The 19,133-nt window shown below is 58.4% G+C and carries 20 protein-coding genes and 3 pseudogenes; 6 read left to right on the top strand and 17 right to left on the bottom strand.

The genetic code is table 11. The annotated features are described in order from the left end of the window. Nucleotides 1-10: 10 nt before the first annotated feature. From O1Q03_RS12960 to O1Q03_RS12945, 4 genes are all read right to left on the bottom strand, one after another. Nucleotides 11-1,162 carry an iron-containing alcohol dehydrogenase gene (locus O1Q03_RS12960; protein ID WP_124522329.1) on the bottom strand — a complete coding sequence of 384 codons (1,152 nt, stop codon included), beginning with the start codon at nt 1,160-1,162 and terminating at the stop codon, nt 11-13. A gap of 170 nt (nt 1,163-1,332) precedes the next feature. Then, nucleotides 1,333-2,103, bottom strand: coding sequence for a short-chain dehydrogenase/reductase (locus O1Q03_RS12955; RefSeq protein ID WP_124522331.1), 771 nt, complete (start codon nt 2,101-2,103; stop codon nt 1,333-1,335). An 8-nt stretch (nt 2,104-2,111) separates the two neighbouring features. Further along, entirely contained in the window at nt 2,112-2,921 is an 810-nt protein-coding gene (locus O1Q03_RS12950) for an alpha/beta fold hydrolase (protein ID WP_269503912.1), read from the bottom strand. 33 nt (nt 2,922-2,954) lie between these two features. After that, nucleotides 2,955-4,646: an MFS transporter gene (locus O1Q03_RS12945; protein WP_124522335.1), complete on the bottom strand. Its 1,692-nt coding sequence runs from the start codon at nt 4,644-4,646 to the stop codon at nt 2,955-2,957. Between the two features lie 174 nt (nt 4,647-4,820). Here O1Q03_RS12945 and O1Q03_RS12940 point away from each other — a divergent pair, with 174 nt between their 5' ends. Continuing rightward, complete coding sequence (locus O1Q03_RS12940; RefSeq protein ID WP_124522338.1) at nt 4,821-5,747, top strand: LysR substrate-binding domain-containing protein; 927 nt, start codon at nt 4,821-4,823, stop codon at nt 5,745-5,747. 75 nt (nt 5,748-5,822) lie between these two features. Here O1Q03_RS12940 and O1Q03_RS12935 read toward each other — a convergent pair. The 5 genes and pseudogenes from O1Q03_RS12935 to O1Q03_RS12915 form a co-directional block, all read right to left on the bottom strand. Beyond that, nucleotides 5,823-6,010: pseudogene (locus O1Q03_RS12935) on the bottom strand (succinate--CoA ligase subunit alpha); the annotation flags it as partial. A gap of 6 nt (nt 6,011-6,016) precedes the next feature. After that, a pseudogene (locus O1Q03_RS12930) lies at nt 6,017-6,398 on the bottom strand (ATP-grasp domain-containing protein); the annotation flags it as partial. A gap of 90 nt (nt 6,399-6,488) precedes the next feature. After that, on the bottom strand, nt 6,489-7,250 hold the full coding sequence (locus O1Q03_RS12925; protein WP_221624307.1) for an enoyl-CoA hydratase-related protein: 762 nt from the start codon (nt 7,248-7,250) through the stop codon (nt 6,489-6,491). Nucleotides 7,251-7,308: 58 nt separating this feature from the next. Next, a complete protein-coding gene (locus O1Q03_RS12920; protein ID WP_269503911.1) occupies nt 7,309-8,559 on the bottom strand; it encodes a CaiB/BaiF CoA transferase family protein in 1,251 nt (416 codons plus the stop codon). 26 nt (nt 8,560-8,585) lie between these two features. Next, nucleotides 8,586-8,858, bottom strand: a complete 273-nt coding sequence (locus O1Q03_RS12915; RefSeq protein ID WP_124522342.1) for a hypothetical protein — start codon at nt 8,856-8,858, stop codon at nt 8,586-8,588. A gap of 345 nt (nt 8,859-9,203) precedes the next feature. On the opposite strand from O1Q03_RS12915, the gene O1Q03_RS12910 reads away from it, so the two are divergent. Further along, nucleotides 9,204-9,467 (top strand): hypothetical protein, encoded by a 264-nt coding sequence (locus O1Q03_RS12910; protein ID WP_185641333.1) that lies wholly within the window; start codon nt 9,204-9,206, stop codon nt 9,465-9,467. 35 nt (nt 9,468-9,502) lie between these two features. Here the strand turns inward: O1Q03_RS12910 and O1Q03_RS40175 are convergent. The 4 genes and pseudogenes from O1Q03_RS40175 to O1Q03_RS12890 all read right to left on the bottom strand — a co-directional run. Beyond that, nucleotides 9,503-10,227: pseudogene (locus O1Q03_RS40175) on the bottom strand (acyl-CoA dehydrogenase family protein); the annotation flags it as partial. A 36-nt stretch (nt 10,228-10,263) separates the two neighbouring features. Next, the gene (locus O1Q03_RS12900) at nt 10,264-10,542 is read right to left on the bottom strand and encodes a hypothetical protein (protein ID WP_269503908.1); all 279 of its coding nucleotides are present in this window, start codon (nt 10,540-10,542) and stop codon (nt 10,264-10,266) included. Between the two features lie 7 nt (nt 10,543-10,549). Then, nucleotides 10,550-11,422, bottom strand: a complete 873-nt coding sequence (locus O1Q03_RS12895) for a type 1 glutamine amidotransferase domain-containing protein (protein WP_269503906.1) — start codon at nt 11,420-11,422, stop codon at nt 10,550-10,552. A 37-nt stretch (nt 11,423-11,459) separates the two neighbouring features. Then, nucleotides 11,460-12,230: an SDR family oxidoreductase gene (locus tag O1Q03_RS12890; RefSeq protein ID WP_269503904.1), complete on the bottom strand. Its 771-nt coding sequence runs from the start codon at nt 12,228-12,230 to the stop codon at nt 11,460-11,462. 149 nt (nt 12,231-12,379) lie between these two features. Here O1Q03_RS12890 and O1Q03_RS12885 point away from each other — a divergent pair, with 149 nt between their 5' ends. Next, nucleotides 12,380-13,339 carry a LysR family transcriptional regulator gene (locus O1Q03_RS12885; protein ID WP_124522348.1) on the top strand — a complete coding sequence of 320 codons (960 nt, stop codon included), beginning with the start codon at nt 12,380-12,382 and terminating at the stop codon, nt 13,337-13,339. Nucleotides 13,340-13,350: 11 nt separating this feature from the next. On the opposite strand, the gene O1Q03_RS12880 is transcribed toward O1Q03_RS12885, so the two are convergent. Then, nucleotides 13,351-13,539 carry a hypothetical protein gene (locus O1Q03_RS12880; protein ID WP_124522350.1) on the bottom strand — a complete coding sequence of 63 codons (189 nt, stop codon included), beginning with the start codon at nt 13,537-13,539 and terminating at the stop codon, nt 13,351-13,353. 139 nt (nt 13,540-13,678) lie between these two features. Here O1Q03_RS12880 and O1Q03_RS12875 point away from each other — a divergent pair, with 139 nt between their 5' ends. Together O1Q03_RS12875 and O1Q03_RS40170 are read left to right on the top strand one after the other, a co-directional pair. Next, nucleotides 13,679-14,899 (top strand): ISL3 family transposase, encoded by a 1,221-nt coding sequence (locus O1Q03_RS12875; protein WP_269503901.1) that lies wholly within the window; start codon nt 13,679-13,681, stop codon nt 14,897-14,899. 28 nt (nt 14,900-14,927) lie between these two features. Continuing rightward, a complete protein-coding gene (locus O1Q03_RS40170) occupies nt 14,928-15,140 on the top strand; it encodes a hypothetical protein (RefSeq protein ID WP_185641336.1) in 213 nt (70 codons plus the stop codon). 110 nt (nt 15,141-15,250) lie between these two features. On the opposite strand, the gene O1Q03_RS12870 is transcribed toward O1Q03_RS40170, so the two are convergent. After that, nucleotides 15,251-15,601, bottom strand: coding sequence for an ArsR/SmtB family transcription factor (locus tag O1Q03_RS12870; protein WP_124522352.1), 351 nt, complete (start codon nt 15,599-15,601; stop codon nt 15,251-15,253). A 112-nt stretch (nt 15,602-15,713) separates the two neighbouring features. Between O1Q03_RS12870 and O1Q03_RS12865 the strand changes: the two genes are divergently transcribed. Further along, entirely contained in the window at nt 15,714-16,709 is a 996-nt protein-coding gene (locus tag O1Q03_RS12865; protein ID WP_124522354.1) for an aldo/keto reductase, read from the top strand. 249 nt (nt 16,710-16,958) lie between these two features. Here O1Q03_RS12865 and O1Q03_RS12860 read toward each other — a convergent pair whose 3' ends face one another. Together O1Q03_RS12860 and O1Q03_RS12855 are read right to left on the bottom strand one after the other, a co-directional pair. Beyond that, the gene (locus O1Q03_RS12860) at nt 16,959-17,510 is read right to left on the bottom strand and encodes a gamma carbonic anhydrase family protein (protein ID WP_124522356.1); all 552 of its coding nucleotides are present in this window, start codon (nt 17,508-17,510) and stop codon (nt 16,959-16,961) included. Nucleotides 17,511-17,544: 34 nt separating this feature from the next. Beyond that, a partial coding sequence (locus O1Q03_RS12855; RefSeq protein ID WP_269503898.1) for an MFS transporter occupies nt 17,545-19,133 on the bottom strand: 1,589 nt, incomplete at its 5' end.

Genomic DNA, 19,133 nt, shown 5'->3' with positions numbered 1-19,133 from the left:
TGCACCTCTATTAGAAGGCTTCCTGATACAGAGCAAGCGCGTCCTCGTATTCGACGTCGCGCGGATTATTGATCAGCAACCTCTTGACATTCATCGCGTCGGTCGCCAGCATCGGCAGTGAGCTTGCGGAAATCCCGGCCTCGCGAAGCGTCTGGGCATATGGCATCTCACGTACTAACGTCGCAATCGCGTCCACAAACGCTTCTGATGCTGCGGCCTCAGGCAAGGGGCCAAGTTCGGGAAGCATGACCCTGCCTAGCTCCGCGTAAAGCGGAGCCGCTACGCGCTCATTGAAGCGCATCACCGGTACAAGCATCAGCGAGTTGGTCAGCCCATGGGGAAGCCCGTAATGTCCCCCAAGCGGGTAGGCCAACGCGTGGACAGCCGCGACCGGCGCGTTCGCGAATGCGATGCCTGCCAGCAACGAGCCAAGTAGCATCTGCTCACGTGCTTGTGCGTCCGCCCCGTCCGATACCGCGCGCCGGATGTTGGGATACAGTAGGGTCAAGGCCCTCAACGCGAACATATCGGAAAGCAGATTCTTCTTATGACGACTCGTGTATGCCTCGATGGCATGCACCATTGCGTCAATGCCTGTCATTGCTGTTACGGCGGGGGGCAAGCCGAGCGTGAGCAGCCCATCGAGGACCGCAACGTCCGGATAAAGTAGCGAGGAAACGACGCCTTTCTTCTCGTGGGTCGGCGTTGTGACGATTGAGATTGGCGTCGCCTCCGATCCGGTACCGGCAGTGGTCGGAACTTGAATGAGAGGCAGTCGCGGTCCCTTCGCAAGCCCAATCCCATAAATCTCGGCAAGCGGTTGCTTCGTCTTCGCCAAAAGAGCCACGAGCTTCGCGGTGTCCATTGAGCTTCCGCCGCCGATCCCGACGACGGCATCGATTTTATGTTGGATGGCAAATTCGACGGCTGCAAGCACAACTTCTTCCGGTGGATCCGCCTGGACATCGGCGTAGACAATCGCTTCTTGACCAGCCTTAGCAAACGCAACAATAACTGGTTCGAGTAGGCCGGTCGCCTGCATGCCCTTGTCCGTCACCATCAGCACGCGAGAGCCGCCAACAGCTGCGACGATCTCGTGCAAACGCTGCGCGCTACCCTGCTCGCAGACAATTCTGGGCGTCGTTTCAAAGGAAAGGGACATTCTTATCGATCTCTATGTTTGGTAGGAAGTGGCTGTGGTGCTTTCGCTTACCTGCTGTGACGTTTAGGCCATCAGCCGCGAACGCGTCTTCCCAACGCGTCAATTTTCGAGGTTTCGGGCTGCCAGGTAGCACTAGGTTTGTTCAATCAACAAGGTAATGCCGTTGGCTCTTAGCCGTACATTGCGCCGCCGTCAACATCGACGATTGCGCCGCTGATATACGAGGCTCGAGCAGAGGCTAGAAAAACGACCAGGCTTGCGATCTCTTCGGGCTTTGCTACACGTCCAAATGGCATGTCTGCGAGCATTTCCTGCCATCTCGATGCATCGCCCAATCGCTCGGCGGCGCGTGACTGGTAGAGCTTCACCAGTCGATCTGTCTCGGTCGGGCCTGGATTGACGCCGACGATGCGGACTCCGTGGCGGGCGGCATGCGCGCCAGCGGCCTTCGTAAAAGTCATTAGGGCGGAGTTCGCGCTCGACCCGCAGATGTAGTCATAGCGTGGCGCAGCGCCGGCAATCCCAATGACATTGACAATGACGCCGGTACCCCGCTCAATCATTGCAGGAAGCGCCTCGCGGGTGGTGTTGATGTAGCCGTGCACCTTGAGATCCCACGCCTGGCGCCAAGCCGAATCGGATACGTCCTCAAGCCCACCGCCCGGAATCGCGCCGGCGTTGTTAACGATGATGTCCGCCAAGCGCAGGCGGTCTCGTATGTCCGACACGGCGTCTGGCTGACCAAGGTCTAGGCAAATAGCCTCCACCTTGCGACCGACCTGCGCCTCGAGACGTGCCGATGCGCCTTCGACGCTCTCCTTTTGGCTTCCGAGAATCGTGACGTTGCATCCTTCGGCAGCAAACATCTCACAGCAGGCGTACCCGATACCACGGGACCCACCTGTGACCAGCACAGATTTGCCTTGGAGTTCAAGATTCATATTGGCGCCTAGAAGTTCGAGGTCTGGTCGATCTCGGTGAAGAAGTCGCGCACGGCGCGATTGAAAGCGTCCGGCTCTTCAAGGTTCACGGGGTGGCTGGTTCGAGGAACCACCCAGAGTCGTGAATCAGGGATTGATTTCTTCATGAAAATCGCGGGACCCAGACAGGGCTCATCATCGTCGCCCGTGACGATCAGCGCCGGAACGTCCAGAGTTTTCAGCTTGGCTTCCAGTTCGTAGATCGTTGAGCGACGCATTTGGTAACCGCGGGTCGTCAGTGCTGAGCCTAGTGGAGAGTGCTCAGCAAACTGTTTGTTGAATTCTTCGAAGCCGCGTGGGTCTTTCTCTTTGTATCGACGTCTGATTGGACTGTTCGCATAATGCACAATCCCTTCCTGCATACCAAGCGAAAGCAGTCGATCAGCCAGTTCCCCGCTGTCGCGCAAGAAGCGTTCGCGTCCTTGCGGATCTGATCCGTGCCCAGCCCCGATGATCACCAAAGAACGCGCCATCTCCGGATAGGCGATTCCGAAGTTCACCGTCGCGTATCCACCCATGGACAGGCCGACAATGTGAGCCTTCTTGACATTACAGTACCGCATAACGTTCGCGATGTCCTCGACCGCGTGCGCCTCACTGTATTGTTCCGGATCTTCAGGCACATCCGACGGGGGGTAACCCCGCGCATTGAACGTGATGCATTGATAACGACGCGACAGGAACCGAACTTGGTTTTCCCAGTTCCGGTAATCCCCGGCGAACTCATGAACGAATACAATTGGAGTGCCCTGTCCGGTCTTCTCGAAATAGAGCTTCACACCCCCTGAGTTTGCGAATCCCATGACTCCCCCTTAAGCCTTCTTTTGTTGGTTTGTACGGCTCGTGTAGATGTCAGCGCCCTTGCTTTCTTTGACGAACAGCAGACACACGACAAAGCATACAGCGGCGAGACTTACCGGATACCAAAGACCGGCGTAGATATCACCCGACGCCGCGGAGATTGCGAAGGACGCTGCAGGCAAAAAGCCACCGAACCAGCCAATGCCGACGTGATACGGCAGCGACATTGCCGTGTATCGAATACGCGAAGGGAACAGTTCAACAAGCATTGCTGCAATCGGGCCGTACGTCATCGTGCCAAAGAGCATGAGAAGGACAATCAGCAGGATCGCCATCGGTTTGTTGATGCGCGCCGGATCCGCCGGGCCGGTTTCATACCCCGCATCATGTAAGGCTTTGGCGATATCTGCGTCGAAGGTCTTCGAGAGCACCGCTGCATTCGATGCTTTCCCATCGAAACTGGTGATCACCCGCTCACCGATTCTGATCTGCGCGAGTTCCCCTTTCGGCGACGGCTCATCGGTGTAGTTCAAACCCGCCTTCGTAATTGCGCTCCGTGCAATATCACAAGAGCTCACAAACTTCGAAGTTCCGGCCGGGTTGAACTGAAAGCTGCACTCGCCCGGATCTGCTCGGACAGTAATCGGCGCCTTCTGGTGCGCAGCTTCGAGCGCCGGGTTCGCGAAATGCGTCAGCCCTTTAAACAGCGGAAAGAAGAAGATTGCTGCCAGCAAACATCCCGACAGAAACACCGGTTTGCGGCCGATCCGGTCCGAGAGCTTGCCGAAGATGACGTAAAACGGCGTCGTGATGATTGTCGCGACGATGATCAGCAGGTTCGCCGTTCCCCCATCAACCTTCAGCGTTTGGGTCAGAAAGAACATGCTGTAGAACTGGCCCGCATACCAAACGACAGCTTGGCCCATCACCATTCCAAAGAGCCCCAGCAACACGAGCTTCAGATTGCGCCATTGACCAAACGCTTCGGAAATCGGTGACTTGGACGTCGTCCCCTCGCGCTTCATGCGCTCGAACTCGGGCGATTCGTGCAGCTTGACCCGGATCCAAAGCGAGATCGTGAGCAGGATCAACGAGACCAAGAACGGCACTCGCCAGCCCCATGCCATGAAACTCGTTTCGCCCAGCATGTACCGGGTAGGAAGAATCATCGCCAGCGAAAGTAACAACCCGAGCGCCGCGGTGGCCTGGATCCAGGCGGTCTTCGCTCCGCGGGTCTCATTACTGCTGTGCTCAGCGACATAGACCACTGCGCCGCCGTATTCACCGCCAAGTGCGAGCCCTTGCAGCATTCGCATGGCAACGAAGAGAATCGGCGCAGCAAGACCAATTGAAGCATATCCCGGCAGTAGTCCGATCACGAACGTCGCCAACCCCATCAACGAGATGGTGACCAAGAACGTGTACTTGCGCCCCACCATGTCACCGATGCGGCCAAAGACGAGTGCCCCAAACGGTCGCACGGCAAAGCCGGCCGCGAAGCTAAGCAACGTGAAAATGAAGGCGGCGGTTGGGTTCACCCCAGAGAAGATGCTGTGCGAGATTTGCACAGCCAGTGAACCGGCGAGGAAAAAGTCGTACCATTCGAACATCGTTCCCAGGGAGGAAGCGAAGATCACCCGCTTATGCACGCCCGCATCGGGCGAAGGATAGGCCGCGGCAAGGTTTTCTGTACTTGCATTCATAAGGTTTGTCTCCATCCGGCGTCTGGACGCTTTCCATGTCTGGCAGGGTCTGGCGTTCTATGAGGCAGTTTAAGTTTTGGCGCGATACAATTAAAATATGGAATACGTATAGGCCAATCGCAATTCCGTATTCCTCTAGCACGCATTGGCTAATCGCCTGGCAGGAGACACAAGGTGGACTTCAAGCAACTGAAGTATTTCGCGCGAATTGCTGAACTTGGCAACATGACCCGCGCGTCGGAAGCCCTCCGGATCGCACAGCCAGCGCTGAGTCAGCAGATCGCGAATCTTGAGGGAGAACTGGACACGCGCCTTTTCGACCGAACCGCCCACGGGGTCAGACTAACCGGTGCTGGCGAAGTCCTTTATCGACATGCGAAGTCACTACTGAAGCAGTTCGAAGACGTCCGAGTGGCCGTGTCCCAAGAGGGTGAGCATCCATCTGGACGCGTCGTGATCGGTATTCCCGGTAGCACCGGCAAGATCTTGGCGGTGCGACTCCTCGAAGAGCTGAGAGCATATGAACGAATTCTGCTCGAGATCGTGGAGCGACCCAGCGCTGAACTTGTCGACCTAATCGCGAACGGCAAAATTGATATTGCCATCGCGGTCGACGCGCAGCCTCGACGAGGAACCACCATACTGCCCTTCATTCACGAAGAACTCTATGTGGTGTATCCGGCTTCGGAGAACATTGAGAAGAAGACCCTGCGCCTCAAAGATGTAGCGCGTCATCCGTTGATCCTCCCGAGCATACCGAGCACAATTCGGCAGCGAATCGACGCTGCATTTCTCGACGAACACTTGGCATTCCGGCTCGTAAGCGAGGTGAGCGCAACTGATATGTTGGTACGCCTGGTGACTGCGCGACTGGGGTGGACCGTGCTCCCCTGGTCAGCCGTTGCTGAGTATGTCGAGAGGGGACAGATAGGCATTGCGTCGATAAGCGGGCGCACTCTTCAACGCGAACTTTCGTTATGCGTGTCCGACAGCCTACCCCTCAGCCGAGCGGCAGAGGTCGTGCGAGACACAGTTGTGAAAGTCCTGGAGGACATGCTCGCTTCGGGGAAGTGGGAAGGCGCACGGCTAATCGAGCATTGAGCGCACTCTTTCTCCAATGTCGGTTTTTCGTGGCTATGACCTAAGGGTCTGGCGGCCGGGGGGATCGGGGCGTGGTCAAATCACAGACTTCAGCAGCCGCGCCATCTCTGACGGGTTCTTTGTGCCCTTGATGCCGCACGCTCCATGATTTCGAGCTTGGCGTCCGCACCGCCCGAGATCAGCGTGCCTACGTGGCCCATGCGCTTGCCCGGAGGCGCCGTCACGCCCGCGATGAAGCCGACCACCGGCTTCATCATGTCTTCATGTCCGCTCGACGCCATCACGACTATCCGCTGCGAGACACGGTCAAGCACCAGGCCGACATACAGCTCCTTCTTGATGTCCGCCCCTTCCGCGATCAGCAGGCGGTTCACCTTCTGGCCTTCCGGGCCCGGTCTGGTGCGTGACGAGCTGCATGCCGAGGATCTGGTTCGAGTAATCACGGACCTGGTCGATCGACTTCGCCATCTTCACACCACCGCGCTTGCCGCGGCCGCCGGCATGAATCTGCGCCTTGACGACCCAGACCGGGCTGCCCAGCTGCCGTGCGGCCTTGACCGCATCGTCCTCCGAGAACACGGGTTTGCCGCGCGGGACCGCGACGCCGAATTTCCGCGGAATTTCCTTACCCTGGTACTCGTGAATCTTCAGGCGTGATCCCTTCGGTCTGAGATCTTCGAGCCAGCTGATCGAGTGTCGTCTTGACCCGTCCGACGCGATCTTATCTTTATGGCTGCGGCATTAATAACCATGGAACTTTGGAGGTCGCTTTTCCAAAAATGCCGAGCGACCTTCGAGGTAGTCGTGACTTTGAGCTGCCTCATCCATGATCTGGTTGACTTTCAACTCCGAAATATCGGTGTTCGTGCTGGCAAGGCTGTCGAGTATATATTTCGCTCCCTTGATCGTAAGTGGGGCATTCGAGGCTAATTCCGATGCAAACTGTGTTGCCGATGCGAACGAATCGGCTACCACATCGTCCACGAATCCAATCCGAAAAGCTCGTTCTGCATCGAAGCGGCTCGCCGAATACAGAATGCGCTTGGCGTTCGACAAGCCCACCAAGTTGAACAGCCGCCGGGTGCCTTTCACTCCATACACGATCGACAAACGCGCCGCGGGAATCGCGAAGACAGCCGACGATTCGGCGATTCGAAAGTCGCACGCCATAGCAACGTTGCAGCCACCACCCATGCAATACCCATTAATTGCTGCGATCGTCGGCTTGAAGGTCGCCGCGATCGCGTCGCAACAGTCGTCGTATGCGTTCTCGTAGACAATGGCCTGCTCCGGATCGCCTCTGACCTCATTAAATTCGGAAATATCCGCTCCAGCACAGAAGCTTGCACCGGTACCGATCAAGACGATCGAGCGGACCTCGATGTTTGCGTCCAACTGTGAGAACGTCGCGCCGAGACGCTTCCAAAGCGCTAGCGTCAAGGCGTTCCGCTTGGCTTCGCGGTTCAATCTCACCACGGCGACGCCATTGGCGATTTCGACCACGATGTCTCGGTCACCCACGACTTCACTTTTTAAACTCACTGGTACCTTCACGATCGCCTCACAGTTCGTCGGCCGTCAGCGGCTCGGAAGCATCACCTTGAAAGGCAGCGCCCGAGTCCAAGAGCCGGTTGATATCGTCTTCCGCAAAGCCGTACTCACGCAGGACCTCGGTAGTGTCCTGCCCGACGCGCGGCGCCGGTGCCTCAGCGACATAGGAAGACCCGTTGAGCAATACCGGAAGGCCAAGCGCGCGCATTGAACCGCCTTGGGGCGACTGAACATCGACAACCATTCTCACGCTGCGCGTTTGCTCGTGGTCCAACGCTTCGCCGACTGTCTGGACAGGACCGCAGGGGACCTGAGCCGCATCGAATCGCGACGCCCAAGCCGAGCGAGTATCTGTCGACAGGATCTCATTGATGAGCACCTCAAGCTCTCGGCGGTTCGCGAGTCGAATGTCCGGCGTATTGAATCGCGGGTCATCTACCCACTCCGGGTGTCCGAGTACCTGCGCGACGCGCCCCCAGTTCGTCTCATTGGCGCCGCCGATCGCGAGACCACCGTCGCGGCACTTGTACACCTGGTATGGAGCAATCAAGGGATGTGCGGTACCGGCAGGCTTTGGAACAATGCCTCTGGAGAAATAAGCCGCCGCGTACCAGTACATGTGCTGCATGGAGGCTTGGAGCAACGATGTATCGACACGTTGCCCCTGCCCGGTTCGCAATCTTTCAATATACGCCGCAAGCGTGCCAAAAGCCGCCAGAATGCCGGCATTCACGTCAGCAATCGAGACACCTGGTTTGACGGGATCGCCCCCATCTTCACCGGTGACGCTGATCAGTCCACTGAACGCTTGAAGGATCAGGTCAAATCCACCGCGAGCAGCCAGTGGGCCGGTGCGCCCATATCCAGTGATGGCGCAGTAGACAAGCGCAGGGTTCGCTTCACGCAGGACGTCGTATCCGAGGCCCAGCCGTTCCATCACGCCCATGCGGAAATTCTCAGTCACGACATCGCTTTGCTTGACGAGTTTCAACAGCGCTGCCTTGCCTTCGGGCCGCTTAATATCAAGTGCGATGGAGCGCTTACCCCGGTTAAGCATCATGAATGAAGGTGGCAATCCGTCGTCCCCTGCGCGACGATAGCGCCGCGCATCGTCGCCTTGCGGATAGCGTTCGACCTTGATTACATCGGCACCCAAGTCGGCGAGCATCAACCCGCACGTCGGGCCGGCCATGATCTGTGAGAGTTCCAGGACTTTGACGCCTGCGAGTGGCTTGCTAAGACCAGCAATCGGTTGGTTCATGTTTGATCCTTTCAGCAACATGGTCATCATTCTTCAATGGTGCTCGCAACGACCGAGTCGTCTTCGTTGGTCACCTGAGAGACTTGCGGTCGTATCGTCGGCGGAACGATCTTGAGGAGATGAAGAACTCCGCCGCACAGAAGCACGGCAAGCAAATAGAGGCCTGATGCCATTGATCCCGTTGCTTCCTTCATCAGACCAACCACGAATGGCGCCACGATGCCGGAGCTAGCACCGATACTATTGATCAACGCCAACCCACCTGCGACGAGCGTCGAATCGATCGCAGCGCTCTTCATCGTCTCCACTATTCTCTTTTTGGATGTCCGCAGCAATCTCACAAGCAGAGTGCTGCTACACACCAGTCTATTGGGCCGGTGCTATAAGAGAAAATACGGAATTCGGATAGGGCGATATGAAAATCTTATTTTGACCGTCGCTGGAACCTGCTGTGCCTCTGCGATCAGTCGGCCTCACGGCACGCAGGCAGTTGATCTTGCGCGCTGGCCCCGCTCGCGTCGCCTCACTGAACATGCCACGCGGAGCCGAGCAGCTTGGGGGGCGGCCGCACGCCGAGTCCTGCAAGCGGGCCCGGTTAGGCAATTGTCGATTTCGGCTACCAGCGAGGCGGCGAAAACGCGGCAATGTTGCTGGCCCTGTGCGTGGGTGAGCGCGTGAGGATGACCACTTCCACGCTCGCGTCCTTGCGCACGCCGTCGCCCAGTTGCGCGAATTCCTACACGGTCGTGTTGCCGGTGAACGCGTTGCGCGTCTCGGCTTGGCTCATGGTCACGGTGAGGATGCCGCCGTCTCGACTGGTGGTGAGAGAGGCCATCTTGATTCCCGGTTATCAAAAAATAAGCTACTGGCGCTTTAGCAGCAACGCTTTTAGCAATTTTTCATGCTGAATCGAAATGAAATAAAGCGCCGGCAGCTATTGATTTCAAAGCACCGCTTTAAAGAATGTGATGCGGCGCACGACGTCGAGCGTCATGCCTTCGCGGGCCAGCAGCACATCGCCCGCCACATCGTGCCAGTACGCCTCGCTGCCCGCCGTCTGCCGCCGTGCGTGCAGGCGGCGCGTGAACAACTGCAAGTCGTATTCAGTGCTGAAGCCGATGGCGCCGTGGATCGCGTACGCGGTTTCAGAGATGGCCAGCGCCGCCTCACTGCAGCCGCAGTGGCTACGCGCAGGCGGTCGGGCAGCGCGCCACTGCCGCTGCAGCCGAGCTGCCAGCCATGCGTGCGGCGAACATATGCTCCCTCATCACCGACAGCCGGTGCTGTCTGGGTTGGAACCTGCCGATAGGCCGCCCAACTGCTGGAGCTCGTTGGCGTATTGCAGCGTGCGCTGGAACACCATCATCAGCGCGCCCGCCATCTGCGCTGCAACCACGGCGGCCTGCAGGGTGCGCACGTTGGCGCCCATGGGAAGCCTGCGCCTGCACGGCTGTCCAAGTGAACGCGGCATCGAGGGCGAGCGCCTGGGGCACAGCTTGAGCGCCGTCAACGGGCAGGAGGCGTCATTCGTCACTTGCCTGCGCCAGCACCGATGCGGCGACTGCGCCGCTGCGGCCCCCCGCACGCGCAAGCCGCGATCGACCAGCCGCTCGGAAGGGTGATGCCGCCCGCCAGTCTGTCTGAACCGGCATCGGCCAGCAGCGTGCGCTAGCATCGTTTCAGGTATGAATTTGCTTCCGTACCCTAGTCAGTCGGAAACCGACCGACTCTTCCACCCGATATGACCGCGACCACGACGCCCGTCGCGTACGCACTGATCAAGCCTCCTGCATTCGCGATCGATACATGCGTGGTCGCGGCAATATCAGGCAAAAGACTCATCGACGCGAATTCTTCCGTGCCGATGCACAAGCCGCCCATACCGAGCATCAGCAAGATCGGCAGCAGGCCGAATGGCGCTGTTACAATGTTTCCCTCAAACGGCGTTTGGCCAACGGTCCGCGCTACGATGTCCCTGTGCATGATTCGACTACCCTGTGCTGCGTTCGGCGAGCGCCTTCAAAAGCTCGCTCGCGAGCGCCTTGTCCGACTGGGGATTCTGCCCGGTGATCAACTCGCGATCCCGCACAACATAGCTCTTCCAAATCGGTCCGTTTGTGATGTTGCCTCCTGCCGCTTTCAACGCATCGGCCACATAGAACGGCACATGACCATGCAGCACGTCCTTCTCGATGATGGACTCTTCACCATTCGAAAAGATCGTCATGTTGTAGCCGGCGTATTGCCAACCAGCTGAGTACTTTTTCAGGGCCGCGTTGTCGCCGTCTGTGAGCGCTGTTCGGTATTCATTGCTGTGTTGAAGTGCCGCAAGCGACGCGATGGGCCCGTGACACAGGAATGCCGTCGGTTTTCCCGCCTCGTGGAACTGCCGCAGGATGCGCCCGAGGTCAGGGTCGTGCATCAAGTCGTTCATCGGCGCGTGACCGCCCGGGACATACACGGCGGCGAATTGCTCGGATTGCGCAGCAGCCTGTTTAAGCGTAATGGGATGCTGCATGCTCGGGTATGTCGCGACGAAATGGAGTGCCTTGTCGAGCTCGGCCCTGTCGTCGAACAGCGAAATCTGAACCGACGTCTTATCCATGACCGGCTTTTTCCCGTTAGGAGTCGCGACCACGACGTCATAGCCCTCGGCGATGAGGCGCCGAGCGGGCACGGCCAGCTCGTCGAGATAAAACCCTGTGGGGTCCTTCTTGCCTTCTTTCAGACGCAGGGTATCGGTGCTCGACGCGACAAGCAATACTCGACCCTTCGTCGCTGGCCCACCGGATTCGCTAGCCGCGTATGCGGTCGCTACGGTCGCTATTCCAAGAACGACGAACACGAGAGTCTTGAACTTCATAGCTAATGGATTCCTCATGTGCTTTTCATACTGTTCGTCAGACGCCTTGTCTGGTCGGCATGATTACGACCTGCTGCAGGTTCACGCGTTTCGGCTGGCTTGCGAGGAACGCCACCACTTCGGCGACATCCCCTGGCTGCAGAAACTCGATCGTCTTCTCGGCCGATGCCAGCCAGTCCTTGGCACCCTGGAAAGTGACATGTCCCTGCAATTCGGTCGCGACGATGCCCGGTTCGATCATCGAAACGCGGATGTTCTGTTGGCCGAGCTCCACGCGCAGGTGCCGCGTCAGGTGGCTCACATACGCCTTCGTCGCGGTGTACACGGAGAAGTATGGATAAATATACTGGGCCGCGATCGAAGAAGTGTTGATTAGATCGACGCTTGCGCCTTCTGAGGCAGCCTGTTTCAGTTGAGGGATGAAGGCGTGCAGAACGCGCATGACGCCCGTCACGTTGAGGTCGATCTGTTTCTCCCACTCGCCGAGATTCAGATCGTCGATTGCGCCCGGCAGCATCACCCCCGCATTGTTGAAGACAAGGTCCGTTCGGCCGAATGCCGTCGATACCGCCTGTGCTGCAACGTCGACAGACGCCTGAACTGTCACGTCTACCTCAACGGCGAGAGCGGTACCGCCAGCCTGCCTTATCTCTTCGACAGCTTTATCAAGGTTTTTCTTGCGGCGCGCCAGCAACGCAACCTTTGCGCCGCGTGCGGCCAGAAGGCGCGCCGTTGCGAGACCGATCCCGCTCGAGGCGCCAGTCACGACCGCGGTGCGTTCTGAAAAAGTCTGGTTTTGGTCCGTCATCGATTTTCTCCAACGGTTTGGTCAAGCCCTTTCGGGAACGAACTAAAGTCTATTCAACGGCTTCATGACACGGTAGCGCCAGATCGGTAAAATCATTGACAACCAAAAGTTGCTACCATTTGTCCGCCTTGCTCCATACTATTCCTGCGATGAACGAGCTACGCGCTGTTGAGATTTTTATCGAGGCTGCAAAAGCTGGCAGCTTCAGGCAAGTTGCATTAGCGCAGGGCATGACGGCTCAAGCCGTCAGCAAGGCAATCGGCCAACTCGAAACTCACCTTGGAACCCGACTGTTCCACCGGACCACGAGGAGCAGCACGCTGACAGAGGACGGCAGGCAATTCCTCGATGCGGTCACGCCTCAACTCGAGGGTTTGCAGCGCGTTTTGAGTGGGGCACGCAATGCCAGCAGTGACGAGCAAGGAATCATTCGCATTGCCGCAGCCGGGCCCGTAGGCCGGAGAGTACTTCTTCCACTGCTGGCCAGCTTTCGCGCCGCGCATCCTCGCGTCGAGGTGGAACTCATCCTGGAAGAGCGCTTTTCTGATCTGGTGTCCGAACGCATCGATGTCGGCTTCCGTGCTGGTTCGCCGCCTGAAAACCAGGTCATCGCACGGCGGCTCTTCCCGATTCAGGATATCCCGTGCGCAGCGCCCGCCTATCTAGAAGCGGCGGGCGTACCAGTTAGCATCGAGCAGTTGTCGAACCACCGGTGTACCGGTTACCGGAATCCGTCAACCGGCAGACTGCTACCGTGGGAGTTCCAGGTGCGCGGCGAAATTCAAGTGCGCAATGTCGCGGCCGTATTCTCGACCAACGATCCTGAGGCGGAAATGGAGGCGGTCGCGTCGGGCTTTGGAATCGGAATGATCGACAGTATCAATGCCGCGCCGCGAATCCGAAGTGGCGGACTTGTTCCTCTCTTCGTCGACAAGATCAGTGACAGGAGAGGGCTCTACATCTATTACGGTCAACGCGACAACCTACCGCGACGGGTACGGATTTTCATCGATTTCGCGATCGGAGAGTTGCTCGATAACCATGAATTCGTGCTGACCGCGAGTGAACTGCGCAAATACGCCAGGAAGAATCGGACGCAGACAACTTGACGTCCTGGCGCTCAATCTGGCAGTCGCAAGTCGCCGGTCTGCATTGCGATTTCGCTGTCCTTGATGTTCGCGATCGGGCGCAGAATCTCCTGATCAAAGCTCAGCAACTCGACGTCTGCCGGAACTTTCGCTGGCCAATCGGGTTTCGCCAGCGCACCGCGGCCAATAGCGACGACGCCCACTCCTATATCTGCCGACATGGCCCTTCATGGACGGCGAACATATGAAGTCGTTGCGCGTAGACGGCCGCTTTTATTTGGTTCATCGCAGGAAACCGTGGAGGGTTTGGGAGCGATTGCGTAACCTGACGCCTGACTTTAAGGACGTCAGGAGAGGCAATTGCTCGATCGTAAGGCACTTCAGACGCTGGGCTGCTGGACCGGCTATCGGTTGGAGCGAGTGGAATGGCCGGAAGGCGAAGGCCGCACGCTGTCGCTGTATTTGAAGCCGGTCAACAAGGTCATGTACTGCGAGCAATGCGGGGCACGCTGCCAGCAGATCCACGAGACAACGGTTCGCCGGGTGCGTGACCTGCCGCTGTTCGAGTACCGGGTGGTGCTGCACGTCCCCCGTCGTCGGGTCTGGTGCGAACGCTGCGGCGGTCCGCGGTTGGAGAAGCTGGCGTGGCTGGGCCGTTACCAGCGAGTGACGGAGCGCTTCGCCAAGGCCTGCGAGAAGTTGTTGCAAGCGGCCAGCGTGCAGGCGGTGGCGGCCTTCTACGATCTGGGCTGGCACACGGTCAAATCGATCGACAAGATGCGCTTGCGTGCCCGCGTGGCCGAGCCGGACTGGTCGACGATCCGCTATCTGGCGATGGACGAGTTCGCGCTGCATAAAGGCCATCGCTACGCCACGGTGGTGGTCGACCCGATCAGCCGGCAAGTACTTTGGATCGGGCCGGGACGCTCGCGTGAGACGGCACGGACCTTCTTCGAACAGCTTCCCAAAGGCGCGGCCAAGCGTATCGAAGCGGTAGCGATCGACATGACTACGGCCTATGAACTCGAAATCAGGGAACAGTGCCCGCAGGCGGAAATCGTCTTCGACCTGTACCACGTCGTGGCCAAGTACGGCCGCGAAGTAATCGATCGGGTGCGGGTCGATCAGGCCAATCAACTCCGACATGACAAGCCAGCCCGCAAGGTCCTGAAGTCCAGCCGCTGGCTGTTGCTGCGCAATCGCCACAACCTCAAACCGGATCAGGCCGTGCACCTGAAGGAGTTGCTGGCGGCCAATCAGTCGCTGTTATGCGTCTACGTGTTACGCGACGAACTCAAGCGGCTCTGGTTCTACCAAAAACCGGCCTGGGCGCAAAAGGCTTGGGAGCAATGGTTCGAGCAGGCTCAACAAAGCGGGATCGCTGCCCTGCAAAAGTTCGCCGAGCGCCTGCAGGGCTACTGGCACGGAATCGTTACTCGCTGCCGCCATCCGCTCAATACCAGCGTCGTTGAAGGCATCAACAACACCATCAAGGTCATCAAGCGTCGGGGTTACGGGTACCGCGACGACGAATACTTCTTCCTCAAGATCCGCGCCGCGTTCCCCGGTAATCCTCGATGAACCTTTTATTTGCAATAGCGTCGAAGGCGTGCGAGAGGCCTGCCTGGCTGGGCTCGGGTTGGCGCTTTTAACGCATCTGGATGTCCGTAAAAACTTGCGGACGGCTCTCTGGCGGTTGACATTAGATGACGCCCAACCCCAACATCTCTCGGCGTGGGCGCTTCTACCTTTGCGAAAATACGTTCCTTTACGCGTACGCGTGTTTCTCCAAGCACTTCAACGACTGCTTGCCGGAGGTTAGGGCGACGCGCCATCGCCGCCGTGTTGATGACGACGCCGACATCGCCTGCCGCGACGATCACAAATCATACATCCGCTGGGCGTGCGGATCGTCGATCACCCCAAGCGATGTCAGACTGCGGTCAAACCTGGGCAAACCGCATTCTCTTTGGAGAGCTCTGAAACAAGTAATGCGAGCAGCCCAGGGAAACGTGCATCGATGTCTGCACGGCGAAGAATTGAACAGCGCCGGTTGCCGTAGTCGACCTGCCCGATCAGCCCTACCTCTCGCAACACCTTAAAGTGGTGAGTCAGCGAAGCCTTTGCAACCGAGAATCCAAAAGACGCACAGCTACGTTCTTCACCGTCGGGCAACGTAGCCAGAACGGCGATCGCTTTGCGCCGCAGCGGATCCGTAAGCGCTGCGAAAACCGCTCCCAGATCGATATCATCGCGAGCCGGTTGCGGAAGCTGTGTTGACATACTACCCCCCAAAGGTATGGCTTGACATTTACCATATCGTGATTAAGATATGGCTTCGATTATACCTATCCGCCGAGCGGCCAACCACCGGCGGCATAAAACTGGAGGTTTTATGGAATACACGAAGCTGGGCAGTACCGGTCTGGACATATCCCGCCTTTGTCTGGGTTGCATGACATACGGAGAGCCGACCGCGGGTGCGCATCCTTGGACTCTCGACGAAGAAGCAGCGAGACCAATTCTTCGCCACGCTGTTGAAAAGGGCATCAATTTTTTCGACACCGCGAACAGCTACTCGGCAGGAACATCCGAAGTCATTGTTGGAAAAGTTCTAAAGGAGTTGCTTCCTCGCGAAGAACTTGTAATAGCGACCAAAGTGTTCTTTCCGGCCGGCGGCGTGGGAAGCTCCACGTCGCCGAATCGCCAGGGGCTTTCGCGCAAGGCCATCATGACGGAGATAGACGCGAGCCTCAGGCGACTTGGCACTGATTACGTCGATCTGTACCAGATTCACCGCTGGGACTACAAAACGCCCATCGAGGAGACGATGGAAGCGCTGCATGACGTTGTCCGTTCGGGCAAGGTGCGATACATCGGTGCTTCGTCGATGTTCGCCTGGCAATTTGCCAAGGCGCAGGAGGTCGCGCGACGCAACGGATGGACAACCTTCGTCACGATGCAGAATCTCGTCAATCTTCTGTATCGGGAAGAAGAACGGGAAATGCTGCCGCTTTGCCAGGATCAGGGTGTTGGCGTGCTGCCATGGAGCCCACTCGCACGCGGCCGCCTCACTCGGCCCGCAGACGTTCAAACGGAACGCTCCCGGGCCGACGATTTTGGAAAACTGCTTGTGGGCAGTACAGCTTCCTCGGATGAGGCTATCATCGGTGTCGTGCAGCGCATCGCGGAGCGTCGCCGCATTCCGATGGCTCAGGTGGCACTCGCATGGGTGCTTGCAAAGCCTGCGGTGTCAGCGCCGATTGTCGGCGCATCAAAGATCGGCCAGCTCGACGATGCACTTGCTGCTCTGAAGGTTGAACTCACCACCGACGAGCTCATTGCGCTGGAGGAGCCTTACACCGCGCGCGCGGTCGTTGGTCATAACTAAGAAGACTCCCAATTCCTCAAACCCTTTTTTTCTTCGACAACGACTGGCTCGAGTCCTGTCCGCAAGCGCATCGCAAAGACCTCACTGACGAGGCAAAAGCCGGCATAGCTGACATCCGTTCAGCAGTTTCTTGCAGTGAGATTGATCCGATTCTCGACGAGCCTCTCGGTGATCTCGCGCATCCAACATCGATTTGTGATGCCACCAGTCGAGTGCTCCGACCATAAAGTCATAACGGAACTACTTCCCTTATTCCCAAGAGGGCCGAGGCACCGGCCGGGCGATTTGGCGTGTCGTCGCTAAACTCGCTGCCGCGAGTTCGCAGTAGCGGTTCGTCGCTTCGACCTTCTCATGCAGTTCCGCGTCGGTCAGTACACGGACGATACGTGCGGGCACGCCCATGACCAGCGTTCGTGCCGGCACCTGCATTCCCGATTTGACGCACGCGCACGCCGCTACGATGGCCGAATCTCCGACTATCGCGTCGTCCATCACGACGGCATTCATCCCGATCAGGACGTTGCGCTCCAGTTGTGCGCCATGGACCACGGCGCCGTGGCCGACATGAGATCGTGCGCCGAGCAAACAAATCATTCCATGCCCGACATGCAACGTACAGTTATCCTGTACGTTGCTGCCCTCGCCGACGCGAATGGCGCCGAAATCCCCACGCAGCGATGCACCCGGCCCGATATAGCAACCGGCGCCGACGATCACGTCGCCGATGATGCTTGCGCTCGGGTGTACGTAAGCGGACGCATGAATGCGAGGAGCCGCGCCTCGATATTCGTACAACGCCATGATTCGCTCGACTCCTTATCGAAATGTCGTCTGGTCAGTTTCCGCAGATTTCGGTGCCGCGCGTCTCGCGCACGCACGACATCCCGACGATCAGCGAAGCGGTCGCAATGACGATCGGATACCAGAGGCCGGAATAGATGTTCCCGTTTGCGGCGACGATCGCGAATGCGGAAGCCGGCAGGAATCCACCGAACCATCCGTTGCCGATGTGATATGGCAACGACATCGATGTGTAGCGGATCCGTGTCGGAAAATACTCGACGAGCATGGCCGCGATCGGTCCGTAGACCATCGTGCCGTAGACCATCAGGGTCGCCAGCAGAAGGATCGCCATCGGCCAGTTGATCTTGCTCGGATCCGCCTTCGCCGGATAGCCGTTATCCTGCAGCGCGCGTTGCAGCGCCCAATCGAAATCACGCGCTTGCGTGGCTGCGTCGGCAGATTTTCCATCGTATGACGAAATAACGCTGCCACCGACGACGATCGTCGCCTTCTCGCCCGCGGCCGCCGGTTCGTTACGGTAGCTCAGCCCGGCTTTCGAAAGCGCACTCTTGGCGATATCGCACGAACTGGTAAAGGTCGCCGTACCGACCGGATTGAACTGGAACGAACACTCGCGAGGAAATGCCTTCACTACGATCGGCGCATTCCGTTGTGCCGTCTCCAACGCGGGATTGATAAAGTGTGTGAGTCCCTTGAACAGTGGAAAGTAGGTGGTGACCGCCAATGCGAAACCGATCATGATGATCGGCTTGCGCCCGATCCGGTCGGACAATGAACCGAACACGACATAGAACGGCGCCGAGATCACGAGTGCGATAGCAAGGATCATGTTCGACGCCGAACCCTCGAGCTTGAGCGTCTGCGTCAGAAAGAACAGCGTGTAGAACTGCCCCGTGTACCAGACGACTGCCTGCCCCGCCGTTAGTCCGAACAGCACGACCAGCACCAGCTTTAGGTTCTTCCATTGCCCGAATGCCTCTGCGACGGGTGCCTTCGAGCGAGTGCCTTCCGCCTTCATGCGCTCGAATGCAGGCGACTCGTGCAACTGCAGACGAATCCACACGGATATTCCGAGCAACACGATGGACATCAGGAATGGCACTCGCCATCCCCACGATGCGAACAGACCTTCGCCCGTCGTGGTTCGAACGCCCAGAATGACCACCAGCGACAGAAATAGCCCGAGCGTCGCGGTCATCTGGATCCAGGCAGTCCATGCCCCGCGCCGGTCATTCGGCGCATGCTCCGCGACATAAGTCGCCGCGCCACCGTACTCGCCGCCCAGCGCGAGCCCCTGAATCATCCGCATCGCGATAAACAGGATCGGCGACGCGATCCCGATGGTGGCAAAGCCCGGCAGCAGCCCGATGAGGAACGTCGAGCCGCCCATCAATACGATCGTCACGAGGAACGTGTACTTGCGGCCGACCAGGTCGCCCAGACGTCCGAATACGATCGCCCCGAGAGGTCGCACGGCGAAACCCGCAGCAAAGCTCAGTAGTTGTCCATCGGGCCTGCCCGACTCCGAAGGATGAAGCGGGCTTACGGCCGGTGCTTTGCTGATTGGCGAAGCATAAGATGTCGGAAGGTATCGGTAACGAGGTCGGCCCGCTCTTGGTG

Source organism: Burkholderia sp. IMCC1007 (assembly GCF_027257875.1).
Taxonomy (GTDB): Bacteria; Pseudomonadota; Gammaproteobacteria; order Burkholderiales; family Burkholderiaceae; genus Burkholderia.
The sequence above is the reverse complement of the archived record's forward strand: the minus strand, read 5'-3'. Positions and strand labels throughout refer to the sequence as shown.

What these genes read in the sequence shown, in the direction of transcription:
- O1Q03_RS12920 (WP_269503911.1), bottom strand. Translation starts at nt 8,559, where the DNA reads ATGAACCAACCGATTGCTGGTCTTAGCAAGCCACTCGCAGGCGTCAAA.
- O1Q03_RS12945 (WP_124522335.1), bottom strand. Translation starts at nt 4,646, where the DNA reads ATGAATGCAAGTACAGAAAACCTTGCCGCGGCCTATCCTTCGCCCGAT.
- O1Q03_RS12880 (WP_124522350.1), bottom strand. Translation starts at nt 13,539, where the DNA reads ATGTCGGCAGATATAGGAGTGGGCGTCGTCGCTATTGGCCGCGGTGCG.
- O1Q03_RS12885 (WP_124522348.1), top strand. Translation starts at nt 12,380, where the DNA reads ATGAACGAGCTACGCGCTGTTGAGATTTTTATCGAGGCTGCAAAAGCT.
- O1Q03_RS12865 (WP_124522354.1), top strand. Translation starts at nt 15,714, where the DNA reads ATGGAATACACGAAGCTGGGCAGTACCGGTCTGGACATATCCCGCCTT.
- O1Q03_RS12890 (WP_269503904.1), bottom strand. Translation starts at nt 12,230, where the DNA reads ATGACGGACCAAAACCAGACTTTTTCAGAACGCACCGCGGTCGTGACT.
- O1Q03_RS12960 (WP_124522329.1), bottom strand. Translation starts at nt 1,162, where the DNA reads ATGTCCCTTTCCTTTGAAACGACGCCCAGAATTGTCTGCGAGCAGGGT.
- O1Q03_RS12870 (WP_124522352.1), bottom strand. Translation starts at nt 15,601, where the DNA reads ATGTCAACACAGCTTCCGCAACCGGCTCGCGATGATATCGATCTGGGA.
- O1Q03_RS12900 (WP_269503908.1), bottom strand. Translation starts at nt 10,542, where the DNA reads ATGCACAGGGACATCGTAGCGCGGACCGTTGGCCAAACGCCGTTTGAG.
- O1Q03_RS12915 (WP_124522342.1), bottom strand. Translation starts at nt 8,858, where the DNA reads ATGAAGAGCGCTGCGATCGATTCGACGCTCGTCGCAGGTGGGTTGGCG.
- O1Q03_RS12955 (WP_124522331.1), bottom strand. Translation starts at nt 2,103, where the DNA reads ATGAATCTTGAACTCCAAGGCAAATCTGTGCTGGTCACAGGTGGGTCC.
- O1Q03_RS12910 (WP_185641333.1), top strand. Translation starts at nt 9,204, where the DNA reads ATGTTGCTGGCCCTGTGCGTGGGTGAGCGCGTGAGGATGACCACTTCC.
- O1Q03_RS12860 (WP_124522356.1), bottom strand. Translation starts at nt 17,510, where the DNA reads ATGGCGTTGTACGAATATCGAGGCGCGGCTCCTCGCATTCATGCGTCC.
- O1Q03_RS12895 (WP_269503906.1), bottom strand. Translation starts at nt 11,422, where the DNA reads ATGAAGTTCAAGACTCTCGTGTTCGTCGTTCTTGGAATAGCGACCGTA.